A 14,842-nucleotide genomic window follows, 5' to 3' on the forward strand; every position below is an offset into this window, starting at 1 on the left:
GCCCGCCGACTCGCCGGCCCAACCCGGCGGCACGGTGGTCTGGGGGCGAGGTGCGGCGGGCTGACGTAGCGTCCGAGGCGGTCCATCGAGTCGAGGTGGGCGGCAGCGACCCGAGCGCACGAGACGCGGAGCGGCCCGATGACCAGCCCGATGAGACTGTTCGCCCGTGGCTCCTGGGCCGAGGTCCGCCGGATCACCGAGATCCTGCACAAGGAGACCGTCGGCGGCGCACTGCTACTGGCCGCCACCATCATCGCCCTGGTTTGGGCCAACAGCCCGTGGGCGGACTCCTACGACGCCCTACGCGATGTGCGGATCGGCCCGGCCGCGCTGCCCCTGGACCTGACCCTGGCCACCTGGGCCGCCGACGGCCTGCTGGCGATCTTTTTTTCGTCGCCGGACTGGAACTCAAGCGCGAGTTCGTCGCCGGCGACCTGCGCGATCCCCGCCGCGCCGCGCTGCCGGTCGCCGCGGCCATCGGCGGCATGGTCGTCCCGGTCCTCATCTACGTGCTGATCAACCTCAACGCCGACGACGGCGCCCTGCGCGGCTGGGCGGTGCCGGCCGCCACCGACATCGCCTTCGCCCTCGCCGTGCTGGCGGTGATCAGCACCCACCTGCCCAGTGCGCTGCGCACCTTCCTGCTCACCCTTGCCGTGGTCGACGACCTGCTCGCCATCGCGATCATCGCGTTCTTCTTCACCAGCGACCTGGCACTGGTCCCGCTGCTGCTGGCGCTGATCCCGCTGGCCGTCTTCGGGTTCCTGGTGCAGAAGCGGATCCGCTCCTGGTGGCTGTTGCTGCCACTGGCGGCCTTGACCTGGGTGCTGGTGCACGAGTCCGGTATCCACGCCACCGGCGCCGGGGTCCTGCTCGCCTTCACCGTGCCGGTGGTGCGCAGCCAGGCCGCCGGCGGACCGGACGCCGGCCCCGGGCTGGCCGAGCACTTCGAGCACCGCTTCCGGCCGATCTCGGCCGGGTTCGCCGTTCCGGTGTTCGCGTTCCTGTCCGCCGGGGTCACCGTCGGGGCCTGTCCGGGCTGGGCGCCTCACTGACCGACAGCATCGCGGTCGGCATCATCGCCGGCCTGGTGGTCGGCAAGGCCGTCGGGATAACCGGCGCCACCTGGCTGATGACCAAGTTCAGCCGTGCCCGGTTGGCCGAGGACGTCGCCTGGCCCGACGTCATCGGGCTGTCGCTGCTGGCCGGCATCGGGTTCACCGTCTCGCTGCTCATCGGTGAACTCGCCTTCGGGGTGGGCTCCGAGCAGGACGAGGACGTCAAGGTCGGCGTGCTGGCCGGCACCCTGCTGGCCGCGCTGCTCGCCGCCCTCATCTTGCGCGCCCGCAACCGCCACTACCGGCTCGTGCGCGAAGCCGAAGAGGTTGACACCGACGCCGACGGCGTCTCCGACGCCTTCGAGCACACCGACGCCCCAACACCGCGCACCTAGCCGCCCATCCCGGCGCATCGGGTGTCCCTGAAGCCGCCTTCCGGGACACCGACTGCCCGACTGCCATGACGCCCTTGAAGTGAGCCAGCGGCGACCGGATGCCCAACGCTTGCCACCTGGCATTAAGGGGGTGCTATGTGCCGGCGGCCTGGCAAGAAATTGCGGAAAACGCCCGTTAGCGGACTGACCACTACCAAACGATTCTGGGCCGAGGTGGTCCAGCGCCGGCTGGAAAATCCCGCCGGTAGACGCAACCGTCCAGGCCCAGACACCGGCAGCTGTTCTGGCCGGCCGCGATCTGCAACGCTGCGCGCGTGTAGCGATGACCTCGTCCCACCGAAGGGCAGTGTGTTGGCGACCCGAGTCCCGGAAGCAGCGGCGAGCGGTCAAGCCTTCTTGAGCAGGTCCCGTGCCGTGGTGGCGGTCACCGCAGGACTGCTGACGGGCGGCTTCGCGGCATGGGCCTACTACGACGACCACCTCCGTCCGCTCGCGCACACCTTCGGACTGTGGATTGCGATGCTGGCGCTGCTCAGCGCCGGTCAGCGGCCTGGACGAGCCATCGTGCAGGCCTGCTTGGCCCTTACTGCCGCGGTGATCGCCTTCTTCGTCGGCAAGAAGGCCATGTACGGCGTCGACTACCCCGGGATGCCGTACGCCATCAACGTCTCCGAGCTGATGGAGTGGCTGGTCCTGGCGGTCGTCGCCGGTGCGGTCCTCGGGTGGGGCTTCGCCTGCGCGGGACGCTCCGGTCGCGTTGGTGCGGTCAGGACGGCCGCGGTGATCGGTCTGCTCGTCGCCGACGCCTACCGGCGGTCGACCAACTACCCGGCTGATGCGCCTGTGGTCGTGACCTTCGCGGTCCTTGCCGTCGTTGCGGTCCTCGCCGTGACAGTCCGCTCGTGGCGCCAGCTGGCACTGGTGGCTGGCTGCACCGTCCCCGCGGCTTTCGTCGGCCTTCTGCTGGTGTCGGTCCCAGATGTTCTTGAGCAGCTCCTCATCACCGGCGGCGTGTGAGCTCCAACCGCCTCGACCTGAGCACAAGCTAGCGTGCGGCAGACGCCCTCCCAGCCCAGATTGCCGCTTGCTGCGGAAGCCACTGACCGTCGAGGTCGAAGAAGACAGCCGCCTGCCGCCGGATCTGCGCCAGCCGCTTGGTGATGGGGCTGGGGTTGGGGTTGGGGTTGGGCTACGCCCATCTGTTCGGCGATCTCCACCGCAGGCCTGCGCGGGCAGCTGCTTTTAACCGCCAGCCTCTGACTGCTACGGCGAGCGTTGAACGTCGCGTAAATCGATAGTGCCGAAGCGGCTGCGGCGGTCACACAATCAGCGATACCTTGCCGATGACGTCACGACGGCGATGGTCCCCCGGTATTGATTCCCCGCGTACACCAGCACTCTGGCGTTGACCTTCGACGACTTCAGGCTTGGGGTCGACAACTAGCCGACCGTCTTAGGGCCGAGTGAACGAAGAGCGACTAGCGGAAGTCGGCCGTGTCGCTCTGTGTGACCAGAAAGTGGTTCCGAAAGGGAAGCCCACAACCACCCGTTAACGGACGGACCGATACCTGACCATTTTCGGGCCGGAGTGCAGCGGGCACGGATACCGCCGATGACCACTTTGCCGTGGCGCCTGGCTCGCGGAGCGAGTCGGACTTGCCCCGGTGGCTACGGTCCTGCTGTGCGAGAGACGAAGGCCGGACGGGTGTATGGGTCACGTCAGCGACTCTCGCTCGCCACGGGAGTGGCCCTGTCCCGGCTCGTTGAGCCTGCGCACCGACGTGACCGTTGTGGGCTGCGCCCTACTCCTAATCGGTCTCGCGTCCCTGCTGTACTTCGTTCACTCCCGCCGTCGCCCGTCAGCCTGACCCGCCGAACAGGAGATCGTGGTGCCAGAGTCATTACCTGACGAGGTTGAAGTGCTCGCGGGACGGTACGGCGCCCTGCACTGGCAGGTCTGGGCTGGCGGCACGGCCACCGACCTGATGACCATGCTCAAAATTCTTCTCGGCGGTCAGCTCGTGGACGCGTCAGGCTTCGGTGGACCCGCTCTCTATTCGAACGAGAAGGTCAACGAGTGGTGGGGTCGCGCCGACGACCTTCCGTACTTCGTGATGGCCCGTAGCGCTCCTGTAGTCAGCCGCTTGGTGGCCGTAACGGACCGTGGGACACGCATCGAGCTCGAGTTGAGCAAGGTGGATCCCCGCTTCGGGCTGCGATTCGCAGCCGCCGGCCTTCCCGATGGCGAGGGCCCAGGCGTCTTGCTCGTTGAGGTGGACGGCCAGCCGCACGGCTTCCTCCGGCAGGCGATGTTCTAGCCACACCGTTGGCTACGCGACCCGCGGAAATCGGCCGTGTTGCTGTGCGTGATCGAAAAGGGGTGCCGAAACTGCAGCCCATAATTGCCCGCTTCTGGGCCTCTCCGCACACCCTTTGACTCGTCGGGCGTTCGCGCAGGTCGGCGGTCGGGTCAACCGGCCCAGAACCCGTGCCCGAAATCAACTGCCCGAACTTTGCGGCACCTGACGTTTCTGGGCCGCTCCCGCTAGCCTGCGCGCGTGAACATGGTCGGCTACGCCCGGGTGTCCACCTTCGAGCAGGACCCAGCTCTGCAACACGACGCGCTGACCGCTGCCGGCGCGGTGCGGGTGTTCACCGACTACGCCTCCGGGGCCACCGCCGCCCGCCCGCAGCTCATCGCCTGCCTTGACTTCCTTCGCCCCGGGGACACCCTCGCGGTGTGGCGGATCGACCGGCTGGGCCGCTCGGTCGCCGACCTGACCACGATCGTCAACGACCTCGGGGCCCGCGGTATCCAGTTCCCGTCTCTCACCGAGGCGATCGACACCACCACGGTCGGCGGGGAGCTCGTCTTCCACATCTTCGCCGCCGTCGCCCAGATGGAACGACGCCTCATCAGCGAACGCACCCGCGCCGGCCTGGCCGCCGCCCGCGCCCGAGGCCGCGCCGGCCGACGCCCCACTGTGATGACGCCCGAACGGCTCATCGCCGCCCAGGCGATGCGCGCCCAGGGCATGACGCTGATCCAGATCGCGGCCACGCTCGGTATCGGCCGCAGCTCCCTGGTCCGCGGGCTGGCCCAGGCTTCCGCAGAGCCCGACAGCGTCACCGTCTCCAACGCCCTTGAGCAGCCCGCCATTGCACTGCCGGAACAGGTGCTCCCACCGGCGCAGGAGCTCGAGCCGACCCCGGTGGCGCCCCCGACCTCTGTACCGGATGTGGGGATGCAGCTGCCGGGAAGGTCAACGCGCCGCGGTGCAGAAACTTGAGGAGCTGGTCTGGCCGGCCGGCTACTCACCGTCCTGCCCGTCATGCACGCTGCCGACCACCGGCATCGGGGAGCAGTACGCCCGCATCCGCGGCCAGCCCGAACGGGTGGTCGTCGTCCTCTCCCAGCCCTGTGGCTGTCTCGCCGATGAGCAGGTCAGCGTGCTACTGGACGGTCTTCCGGCGTCTTGAGCCGGCGGGTCAGCGCTTGAGGACTCCCCGTAACCGCATGTGGGCGGCACTGACCTTGAGTCCCGGCCTGGCTCAGATACGCCCGATGTCGGGCTGATCCCGACAGCACGAGAGGATGGCGGCGTGTCCGGTGTCGACTACCAGCGGTTGTTCGATGCCCTGCCCACTCCACACCTCGTGGTCACCCGCGACCTGAAGATCGTGACGGCGAATGCCGCCCACCTGGCTCTGGCCGGTCTCCAGCACGACGAGGTGGTGGGCCGGGACGTCTTCGAGGTCTTCCCGCCCCCCCCCGACGCCCTCGATGAGGCAGGGCGGCCACTGCTCGGTCTCGCCTTCCACGAGACGCTGATCACGGCACAGCCGACCTCGGCGTTCGTGCAGCGCTACGACGTGGTCGATCCCTCTATCGGGGAGTCCCGCGAGCGGTGGTGGTCCCACACCGTCACCCCGGTGCTGGACCCCGCCGGGCAGGTGGAGATGCTGATCCAGCGCGTGGACGAGGTCACCGACTACGTGCAGGCCCAGGAGCTCGCCAGGGCAACCTCCTCGGCGTCGGAGGCTGCGCTGGCGAGCTTCGATGGGCTGCAGGCTCAGCTCTATGCCCGATCGGTCGCGCTGCAGGCAGCCGGTGAGGCTCACCAGCGCACTTCCCGGGTCCTGGAGGCCATGCCCTCGGGGTTCCTGTCGATGGACACCACCTGGCGGTTCACGGTGCTCAACGCCGCGGCCGAGCGGCTGCTGGGGCACCTCCGTGCGGAGCTGCTCGGGCGCACCATCTGGGATGCGTTCCCCGACGTCGTTGGCAACGAGTTCGAAGAGACCTACCGGCGAGCCGTGGAGACGGGGCTCCCCCAGACCCTGGAGGCCTGGTACCCGGCACCGCTGGACAAGTGGTTCGAAGTCATGTGCTGGCCCAGCCCTGACGGGTTGTCGCTGTACTTCTCCGACATCACCGCACGGGTGGAGGCTGCCCGGCGCGAGGCACGCACGGCAGCTCGGCTGGCCCTGGTGGCACGGGTCTCCCAGGCTCTGACCGCCGGTGACACGCACCATGTGCTGCAGCGCCTGCCCCGGCTGGTCGTACCAGAGCTGGCCGACAGCTGCATCGTCACCGAGGTCGGCCCGGACGGGCGGGCCCGGGACATCAGCTCCTGGCACGTCGAGGAACGGCTGCGGCCAGCACTGGACGACTACGCCCGCGTCCGCCTGGTCGACCTGCCGCCGCACGCGCCCTTCGCCCGTGCCCTGCGCACCGGTGTCACCGAGCTGCTGACCGCTGAGACGATCGCGAAGGTGCCGGTCAACTCCGCCGCCCGGGTCCACCTGGATGCGTTGGGACCGCCACGCGGGTCCGTGCACCCGCTGCGCGCCCGCGACCAGGTGATCGGGGCCCTCACCCTGCTCAGCTCACCGGCCCGACCCATCGACCCCGATGAGGAGACGACCGCCCAGGAGATCGCCGATCGGCTGGGCACCGCGCTGGAGTCCAGCCGGGTGAGCCAGGTGCGCACCCAGCTGGCGGAAGACGTCCAGCGCAGCCTGCTCACCGAGCCACCCGAGCCCGACCATGGCCAGATCGTGGTCCGTTACCTCCCGGCCAGCGAGGCCGCGCGGGTGGGCGGGGACTGGTATGACGCCTTCATCCAGCCCAGCGGCTGCACCACGATCGTGATCGGCGACGTCGTCGGTCACGACACGGCCGCCGCAGCGGCGATGGGCCAGATCCGCGGCCTGCTGCGCGGCATCGCGGCCTACAGCGATGCCAGACCGGCCGAGGTACTGCGCGGGCTGGACGCCGCCATGCAGCTCCTGCAGATCCACACCCTGGCCACCGCGGCCGTCGCCCGGTTCGAGCAGACACCCGACGAGGTCGAGCGCGGAGTCACCCGCATGCTGTGGGCCAGCGCCGGGCATCCCCCACCGCTGATCGTGCACTCCGACGGCAGCCACACCCTGCTCGGATCCGGCAAGGGCGATCTCCTCCTCGGAGTGGACCCCACCACCCGCCGCAGCGAGGGGGTCACCGAGCTGGACCGCGGCGCCACCGTGCTGCTCTACACCGACGGACTCATCGAACGCTCCGACGTAGACATCGACGCCGGTCTGGCCCGGCTCACCGACGCCGCCACCGAGCTCACCGGCGTATCCCTCGACGAGTTGTGCGACGGCATCATCGCCCGCCTGGTCGACGGGCACCCCACCGATGACGTCGCACTGGTCGCAGTCCGGCTCCACCGCCAGGACAGGCCACGACCAGCCGAAGCCGGGCCGCAGAACATCCCTGCCGGTCTCCCCGCACCGCGCCATCCCGCCCAGTGACAGACCCGGCGCACGTCCGGCTGCCAGGGTTGATCGAGGAAGCCGCCTGATGAGTGAGCTCACCCGGACCCGCGCAGTACGCCGAGGCTTTCGCCTCCTGGCGGGCCGACGCACCCATCCCGGATGCCCCCGAGACCCGACTGACCCTGCAGGCCACCCTGTCCGACCTCGCCGGTACAGACCTCGATGTGCTGGGCGACGAGGCCCGTGCGCGGACGCTGCCGACACGGCCGGATGACGACGTCGCGCTGATCGCCGTCCGGCTGCACCGTCAAGACCGGCCACGGCCGGCCACGCCCGGTCCGAACCGGGTCCCGCCCGACGTCCCCGCCGACTGACCGCCCGACGGTCGTGCTGCGCGCCGTCAGCTCCAGTGGGTGGTGAGCCGGACGCTGCTGCCGTGCTCGTCGCGGCTGAGCGCGACGTGGTCACACAGCTGATGGGCCAGCCACAGGCCCATCCCGCCGGCGGACAGGTCCTCACCGTGCGCCGGGCCATACCCGGCGAACGGGTCGACTGGCCCGGGACCGGAGTCCGCGATCGTGCACATCAGGGTCCCGGGCGTGGCCCACAGGCGCAGGCTGGCCGGCGGCTGGCCGTGCCGGACGGCGTTGGACGTCATCTCGTCCACCGCCAGCAGGAAGTCCTCCGCGAGGTCCTCGGGAGCGGCCACCTCGGTGAGGTGACCGGTGACGATGCGCCGCAGCGCGGCGAAGTGAGTGACGTCGTCGGCGCTGAAGGTCGGCGGTGTGCGCTCCAGCGGCTCAACAGGGGTGCTCAGACCGGCCAGGTAGGCCGCGGGGTCGACGTAGCCGTCGTTGGTGGCGCGGCCGGCGGCGGTGACCAACTGCGGGTGGGTCGCGCGGGCGGTGGCCAGCACGGGCTCCGGCTGGGAGGTGTTGAACACGCACAGCCCCCACAGTGGTGCCGAGGCGAAAGCGGAGTTGATGACGGCCTCATAGCGCTGCCACTCGTGCCGGTCAGCGGTAGTCGTCCCGAAGTCGACCTCGCCGACGACCCGCACCCGCCGGCCGAGGCTGGCCTGCTCACCGAGTCCACGGAAGGTCTTGATCGCCGTCGGCGTCCGTGCGCGGTACAACGCATGCCGCTCCAGGACCAGCACCAGTGGGTGGTCCCCTACCGCGTCACGGAGGGCGTCGGTGGCCTCGGGTCCCGCGGCGATGACTGCGCCGTCGCCGGCTGCCAGCCCCTCGAGGAGGAACGGTACGGCCACGGCGACCAGGTCGGCGGGTGAGTCGTACAGCAGGGCGTCGTGGCGGAAGCCGGGGGAGGCGTCCGTCACGGTATGGGCGCCTGTGGCGTGCTGCAGGCCCAACTCGTCCCCCATCTCGGTGCTGACCGTCTCGCGGTGCAACCGTCGAAGCTACCGGGGCTGTTCCAGCTCTCTGCCCGTTGGCCGTCGCCACCACACCGCACGACCGACGCACCGTTAGACAAAGGACGTCTCCTCTGGGTCGACAGGCCGAGCACTGACCACAGCTCCGGCGCTACTCCCGGTCAAGTCGTACGGTCACGGTCAGTCAGCTTGAGCGCGCAAGCCTGCACCCAGCGGATCAAAAGTCCACTGGTTGAGCCGAGCCATCGACTGCGGTGTTGTCAACAAACCACTCGGCTCGGGCCAGCAACTCGTCGTAAGTGATGACTTCTGGCTCGTGAAGGTGCCGGCGATACAGCTCGAAAGAACGGATCTTGTCTTGATGGTCACCGCCCGACACGCCGAGCAGCTCGTCTAGCCGTCCAATGATCAGGTAGGACCGCGGGCGAACAAGGTAAGTGAAGCGCCCCGGCACGTCGCTCCCGTCCTCGGCCGAATCGGCAAGTCGGTCACCGATTTCTTGAACCGCTCGATGAACGGTTCCTTGGGCCTGGGCCACCCCACCGGCCAGGTCCTGCGACGGAGACCAGCATCCACTTCGATACTCTTTATCAAGTAGCGATGCATCGTGATTTTTGAACTCAGCGAAGACCATCGCACGAACTCGTCCCGCAGTGCGGAGTAGCGCGTCGGCTTCCTTACCGACGCCGCCGATGGATCGGCCCGTAACAGCCTGGCGCAGGCGCTCGCTGTCCCAGGACGTGAAGAGCTGCCCGGCGAGGGTCACTCCAAGAATCCACGGGTTCTGCTCAAAGAAGTTCTGCCAAACGTGCTCGGTACCTCGACCCGGCAGTGCAGCCTTCTCAGACCGGAAGTAGCCGGGCTCGTTGAGCAGCTTTCGAAAGCGTTCGACCTGCTGCCGCCGGTGGGAGATGGCAATGACGTCCCTAGCCGTCTCGTCGTCAGTGATCAACTGCCGGAATCGGTCGGGATCCCGCTTGTAGACCTCGACCAGGGAGGCGGGGTTGGCGAAGAGGTCACGAACCAGTGAATCGTCGACTCGAACCGACGTTTCACCTTCGACCGGGATGAGCTCCAGGTTCTTCAGCAAGTCGACGAGAACTCCTGCTGCCTCGCGCTTGAGGTTGAGTAGAGTCTTAAGCCCAGCCGTTGACCCGTTGGCGGGAACCTTCTGGACCCACAACTCTTTGACCGCACCGGCCTCGCGGGCCACTAAGAGCTTGATCTGAACACGGCCACCCGTCGTTTCCGAAACTGTCCACTGGTCACCTTCACTCGTGAGCTCTGAGGCTCCATCGGTGTCGAAGACCTTGTAGACGAAGCGCGCCGGTTCGCCGAAGTCACGGGACTGAGGGTGGTTCACAGAAAACGACGCTGTTGCGTAGGTCCGGTCGGCGATCCGGCCCTGGGCCGAGGTCACCGCAATGTTCTCGTTCCCTCCGGGACTCTCGAACGGGTCGAAGCCGCCGCTCATGGTGAGACTCCCCCCGTCGAACGCCGATGCCGGCTCACCTCATCACAGAGACGCGCTAGATCGGTACCGAAGTGGTTCCGACACCCCGAGCGGACAGGTGACCGCCGCATCGCCCGATGTGAGTGTGGGCCTCTATCCCTGCCCATGGCCAGACTCGGCCCAACCCGACAGCTGCTCAGGCTCGCTGAGGCTCAGTGCACGGCGTCGTACGCCTCGACGACCGAGGAAGGGATGCGGCCGCGATCAGACACCTCGTGGCCGCTCTTCCGAGCCCAGCTGCGGATCTCACCGGTGTCCTTGCGACCGGAGGCCGAGGGGTCACTCGCAGCCGTGCGGCGCCCCGATGCGCTACCCCGCGGGGCACTGGTCTTCCGGCCCGCGTCGACGTAGCGGCGCAGGTCAGCCCGCAGCTGCGAGGCGTTGTCCCCGGACAAGTCGATCTCATAGCTCTGGCCATCCAGTGCGAAGGACACGGTTTTACCGCGACCTTCCTCCAGCACCTCACCGGACAGGTCATCTTCGAGCACGATCGTCGTTTTCCGAGCCACAGGCCCGTTCCTTACTCGTATGCAGAGCGGTCGGGCGACCTCAACCAACTCCGAAATGTCAGACCCGATCGCCAGGCTGATCGCATGGACTTCTCTGTGACCACCAAGACCTACGGCGGAACGCCTGAGCCTCGCCGGGTGCGCGTTCCCAACCGCGACGATGTTGGGATCGTCGTCAACCCAGGGATGAACTTTGGTATGCCTCAGTCGATCTACTGCCTGGGCATCCACTTCCCCGAGACCGGCGAGTGCCTGTACTACGACGCGAAGAGGGTCCGGGACGCCGAAGAGCCCGCCGCGACCCCCGGCTGACCCGATAGAGCGCCTAGGCCTCCAACGCAACCGCCCAGCCTGTGTTCGACACACTCGGTCACCCCTTCGATGCAAGCGCCGTTGCGCCGATGAGCGAGACTGCCGCTGTGGCTCTTCCTCTTCCCTCGGCTTCGTTGGACACCGCGGAGCTCCAAGAGACCGCTCATGAGGCTGCCTCTTGATCAATCGTCTCCGCGTGGCCACTGCCGCCGGAACAGGATCTTCGCGGTCCTGGGCGGAAGGTCTTCCTCGACGTCGGCATCGTGGTTGGCCAAGATCCGACTGACGTAGGCATCGGCCTCCGCCTCATTGCCCTGCGCATCGCATGCCGCGACGAGGTCGAGCAGTGGCACGTCCTCATAGCTGCCCGACTTCAATGCCACGTGAGCTGCCGCCGCGGCCAACCCAGGCTGACCGCCACCCAGGTGCTGGGTGGCAACGGTGTGCGCAACGTCGACGATCATGGCGGCGTACTCGTGGTCGAGCCGGGATCCTGCGTCCACGAGCCAGGCATAGCCCCCAGCCGCCCCTCGGCGAGGCGGCGGTACGTCGAACGGACGGCCGCTGACCAGGTCCAGCGCAGCGCTGAGATCAGCGAGGCCATCTGCCCCCCGGGCTTGGCCACGCACTCGCAGCCGCCTGAACAGCTCCGCGTCGATGAGGATCCCGTTGATCCGGTAGCGGCCCGCGGCCGCGGCGGTCAGCCCGGAGGGCAGATAGTCGACCCCGGTCACCGGGTCAGTGCCGAGCCACGCGCGGACGACGGAAATGGCCTGACGCACCTTCGTCTTCCCGACGACATCTGGTTCGTCCGGCCAGATCGCCGTGGCGTAGCGCTCGCTGGTCGCCCCGCCCGGTTGAGTCGCCAGGTACGCGACGATCTCGGTGTAGAACTGCCGACGAGGATTGCGCTCTGGCAGTGAGCCCTGCGCCCTGACCTCGACCGGCCCGAGCACGGTCAGCTTCGGTCGTGGTGAAGACGGGTCCGCCCAGTCAGCGAGGTCGCGATCCAGGTCGGGGTCGGCGTCCTCGACCCGACGTCGGACCGCTTCGTCGGTGCCGGGCGCGAGCGTGCGGAGGTCGATCTCCGTCGTTGCGGCGCGGTCGAGGTACGACTGGTTGGGTAGCGGCAGGACCGAATCGCTGCCTCGGGGGTAGTCCTCGACCAGCTGAGGCATCGGCTGGTCTCCCACGGCGTCGCGCTCGGTCAGTCGATCGGTCGAGTGATCAGGAAGATCAGTACGCAGAGCGCCGCAGGCGTCGGCATGTTCGTCCCAGCGTTCCGCTCCGTGTGCGGGCGGAGTCGGCCGGTCTTCGGTGCGGGCGGCCAGGGCCAGCATCTGGGCCAGGTCCCCCGCTTCCGCAGCCGGCAATTGGTGAGCGCGGAGCTTCAGTCCTAGGGCCGGGATGAGAAGCACTCCCCCACCGTCAATGGGCAGCTGCCAACAGCCGTCGTCCTCGGCGTCGGTGTGCGGGTCGAGTTCGCGGACCGTGATCACCGCTGCTGCGCTGCGAGACGACTCCTTCTTGAGCGCGGTGAGCAGCTGCTGGAGCTGGTCGCCGTCCTCGGCACCACCTGGCGCGACGAGCAAGACGTGCGGTGCCCATGAGTCGGCATCGACGTCGCGAAGACGTCCATCGAGCACGTCGGTGTCGGCGAACTCCAGTGCCTGGGTCACTGCCTCGAGCTTCTTGCTCAGTGCCGCGATGGCCGTGCCGACGTCCTCGGTGGAGATCAACCGATCGGGATTCAGCCCCGCCAGCTCTGCGCCGAAACCGATCATCGTCACGTTGAGCATCTCGGACCAGGTGTTGTGCGCCAGCTCGGCGGCCAAGAAGCGGACCAGGTCAAGACCACGGTGAGCGGAGCCGACGATGGACATCGCCCCGATGCGTTCAAGGTCCAGCAGCCAGTGCTCCCCCGCGGCTGTGGAGCCGACCGAGGTCAGCGCTGGGAATGGCGCGAAGAAGCGGGACCGGTCGACGTCGTCGTACGGCAGCGGATCACCCCGCCGCACTGACCACCGGCTACCCGCCTCGTCGACCGTCCACGGTGCCGGCGCCGGCGACATCGGGCTCGTCAGCACGAGCGTCAAGACGTCGTCGGTCATGCAAACCGCGATCACGTCGGGCAGCCGAGCGCCTCCTGTCGTGGACAGTGCGTGCACCAGGCTCCGTAGGGCCTGGTCCAGCCAGGTGACGTCAGCGCTGCCGGCCGACTGCAGGACCCGCTCGGCCCGCACCAGCTCAGGCGGAGTGCTCGCGATCAAGCGACCCGGGCGCCGGTGTCGGAACTGTCGTCGTCGATAGCGAGTCAGGGCTGCCAGAGACACGCCGGCCAGCAGGGTGCCACCGACGTAGAAACCGAGCGCGGAGTCCGGCGCCTGTTCCGTCTCGCTGTGCACGTCAGTCGACGGCTCGGCGCCGACTCCCCCGGTTGACGTCGACGTCGGGACTGGAGCTGGCAAAGTCTCCGAAGGCACGCTGTCCGGTGGCGGAAGCGCCGGACCCGCCGGCGGGTCGTCTGCCTGCTTGTCCGGCAGGGGGTCACTTGCCTGCTCAGGAGGCGGCACGGGTCCACTCGCCCCCGGGATGCTCAGCTCCCAGCCCGGCCGGATGAGCGCGGGGTCCGTGAAGACCGCCCCATCCGGCTCGCCCCGTCCCTTGTTCGCTTCCCATACCTCCTGCCAGTTCTCTCCGTCGCCGCTCGTCTCCTCGGCAATGCTCCAGAGCGTGTCCCCCGGCTGAACGGTGACCATCGCGACCGCAGCCGGGCCTGGTGAGCCGGTGCCTCCGTAAGACGGCAACCCGGTTGCGTCCGGCGGCAGGACCAATGCGGTGCCGGGGACGATCTCGTTGTCCGGGCCGACGGCGGTCGGGTTGAGCTTCACGATCTCCGAATAGCGGAGCGGGTCACCGAGGAATCGCTGGGCAAGCGCCCACAGGGTGTCCCGGCGCCCGACCTCGTAGACGATCGGCGCCGGAGCTGGCTCGTCCGGCGTGGAAGGCGCAGACGCCGTTTGGAGCACAGCCGTCACTTGCGTGCCCGGCGGCGGCGGCAGGAGCCCGGACGAGATCGCAACCGGCAGCGGCGGCCGGCTGGACGCGGGCCCAGCCTCCGATGTCCCCGGGGCAATGGGGGAAACTGTCAAGCCGACCGCCACTGCTGCCAGCAGCGCCGCCGCGGGCTGCTGGAACAGCCGCAGGCCTGGAAGGGCAAGCGCAGGTCGTGCGCGGGCGAGCGAGTAGATCTCTGCTGCCGTGGAGGCTGTGAAGAGCAACCAGCACACCCAGGCGCCTGCTGCCAGGACGACCTGGATCAGCTGACCGTCGTCGCGGCTTCGGAGAAGGTCGATGACCTCGTCGAGGGCTGGCAGGCCGTGTGGCACCAGGTGCAGGAGGCTCAGCAGTACCGGTACACCGACGATGACCAGGACGAGCAGCATCAGCGCCGCTAAGCCCTTGATCAGCTGCGCTGACCGCATCACGAGACGCCTTCCCCGTGCGTGACGCCGACCTGCAGCTGGGCGGTGTGCGTTCTCGTCTGGCGGACAGGAACTCCCAGCAGCGGGGTGGAGGCGCTGACCGTGACGCGCACCTGGACGACGCCGGGCCCCAAAACGCTGACCTCGCCCGCCGCTCCGGCCTCAGCCAGGTAGGACCGGGCTGCAGCAGTCGCCAGTTGCACGTCCCCGGCTCCCCCGGAGGGCACCGGGCCGACGGCGATGCTGGCGGCGCGCGCCGCTTCGGCCGAGAACGTGTCGGCGCGGTTGCCCGCCTGGATGGCCGTTCCCGCGTCCACCAGCGCCGTGACCAACAGGCCGGCGATGAGCACGATGAAGCAGAAGAGCACGGCCACGGATCCGCGCTCGTCGTCGCAGAACGCGTGAGTCCTC

At 68.6% G+C, this 14,842-nt stretch carries 12 protein-coding genes and 1 pseudogene; 8 read left to right on the plus strand and 5 right to left on the minus strand.

Going from position 1 to position 14,842, the window contains the following annotated elements; all coding sequences use genetic code 11:
• The first annotated feature begins 150 nt into the window (after window positions 1-150).
• The 7 genes and pseudogenes from MODMU_RS18000 (at window position 151) to MODMU_RS18030 (ending at window position 7,593) form a co-directional block, all read left to right on the plus strand.
• Window positions 151-1,055: pseudogene (locus MODMU_RS18000) on the plus strand (Na+/H+ antiporter NhaA).
• Between the two features lie 35 nt (window positions 1,056-1,090).
• Window positions 1,091-1,453 carry a Na+/H+ antiporter NhaA gene (locus MODMU_RS30105; RefSeq protein WP_269454035.1) on the plus strand — a complete coding sequence of 121 codons (363 nt, stop codon included), beginning with the start codon at window positions 1,091-1,093 and terminating at the stop codon, window positions 1,451-1,453.
• 414 nt (window positions 1,454-1,867) lie between these two features.
• Complete coding sequence (locus MODMU_RS18005; protein WP_041795415.1) at window positions 1,868-2,470, plus strand: DUF6518 family protein; 603 nt, start codon at window positions 1,868-1,870, stop codon at window positions 2,468-2,470.
• Between the two features lie 872 nt (window positions 2,471-3,342).
• A complete protein-coding gene (locus MODMU_RS18010) occupies window positions 3,343-3,771 on the plus strand; it encodes a hypothetical protein (RefSeq protein WP_166503533.1) in 429 nt (142 codons plus the stop codon).
• Between the two features lie 246 nt (window positions 3,772-4,017).
• On the plus strand, window positions 4,018-4,743 hold the full coding sequence (locus MODMU_RS18015) for a recombinase family protein (protein WP_197537491.1): 726 nt from the start codon (window positions 4,018-4,020) through the stop codon (window positions 4,741-4,743).
• 313 nt (window positions 4,744-5,056) lie between these two features.
• On the plus strand, window positions 5,057-7,255 hold the full coding sequence (locus MODMU_RS18025) for a SpoIIE family protein phosphatase (protein ID WP_014741789.1): 2,199 nt from the start codon (window positions 5,057-5,059) through the stop codon (window positions 7,253-7,255).
• Window positions 7,256-7,308: 53 nt separating this feature from the next.
• A complete protein-coding gene (locus tag MODMU_RS18030; protein WP_014741790.1) occupies window positions 7,309-7,593 on the plus strand; it encodes a hypothetical protein in 285 nt (94 codons plus the stop codon).
• A 26-nt stretch (window positions 7,594-7,619) separates the two neighbouring features.
• On the opposite strand, the gene MODMU_RS18035 is transcribed toward MODMU_RS18030, so the two are convergent.
• The 3 genes from MODMU_RS18035 to MODMU_RS18045 form a co-directional block, all read right to left on the minus strand.
• A complete protein-coding gene (locus tag MODMU_RS18035; RefSeq protein ID WP_041795417.1) occupies window positions 7,620-8,558 on the minus strand; it encodes a sensor histidine kinase in 939 nt (312 codons plus the stop codon).
• Between the two features lie 271 nt (window positions 8,559-8,829).
• A complete protein-coding gene (locus MODMU_RS18040; protein ID WP_014741793.1) occupies window positions 8,830-10,086 on the minus strand; it encodes a Shedu immune nuclease family protein in 1,257 nt (418 codons plus the stop codon).
• A 191-nt stretch (window positions 10,087-10,277) separates the two neighbouring features.
• Complete coding sequence (locus MODMU_RS18045; RefSeq protein WP_014741794.1) at window positions 10,278-10,634, minus strand: histone-like nucleoid-structuring protein Lsr2; 357 nt, start codon at window positions 10,632-10,634, stop codon at window positions 10,278-10,280.
• A gap of 84 nt (window positions 10,635-10,718) precedes the next feature.
• Between MODMU_RS18045 and MODMU_RS18050 the strand changes: the two genes are divergently transcribed.
• Window positions 10,719-10,946 carry a hypothetical protein gene (locus tag MODMU_RS18050; RefSeq protein WP_014741795.1) on the plus strand — a complete coding sequence of 76 codons (228 nt, stop codon included), beginning with the start codon at window positions 10,719-10,721 and terminating at the stop codon, window positions 10,944-10,946.
• Window positions 10,947-11,128: 182 nt separating this feature from the next.
• Here the strand turns inward: MODMU_RS18050 and MODMU_RS18055 are convergent, their stop codons facing one another.
• Both MODMU_RS18055 and MODMU_RS18060 read right to left on the minus strand, forming a co-directional pair.
• Window positions 11,129-14,431: an AfsR/SARP family transcriptional regulator gene (locus MODMU_RS18055; RefSeq protein ID WP_014741796.1), complete on the minus strand. Its 3,303-nt coding sequence runs from the start codon at window positions 14,429-14,431 to the stop codon at window positions 11,129-11,131.
• Complete coding sequence (locus MODMU_RS18060) at window positions 14,431-14,805, minus strand: hypothetical protein (protein WP_231851672.1); 375 nt, start codon at window positions 14,803-14,805, stop codon at window positions 14,431-14,433. Before MODMU_RS18060 ends, MODMU_RS18055 begins: the two co-directional genes overlap by 1 nt.
• Window positions 14,806-14,842 lie beyond the last annotated feature (37 nt).

This window comes from Modestobacter italicus, assembly GCF_000306785.1.
Lineage (GTDB): Bacteria > Actinomycetota > Actinomycetes > Mycobacteriales > Geodermatophilaceae > Modestobacter > Modestobacter italicus.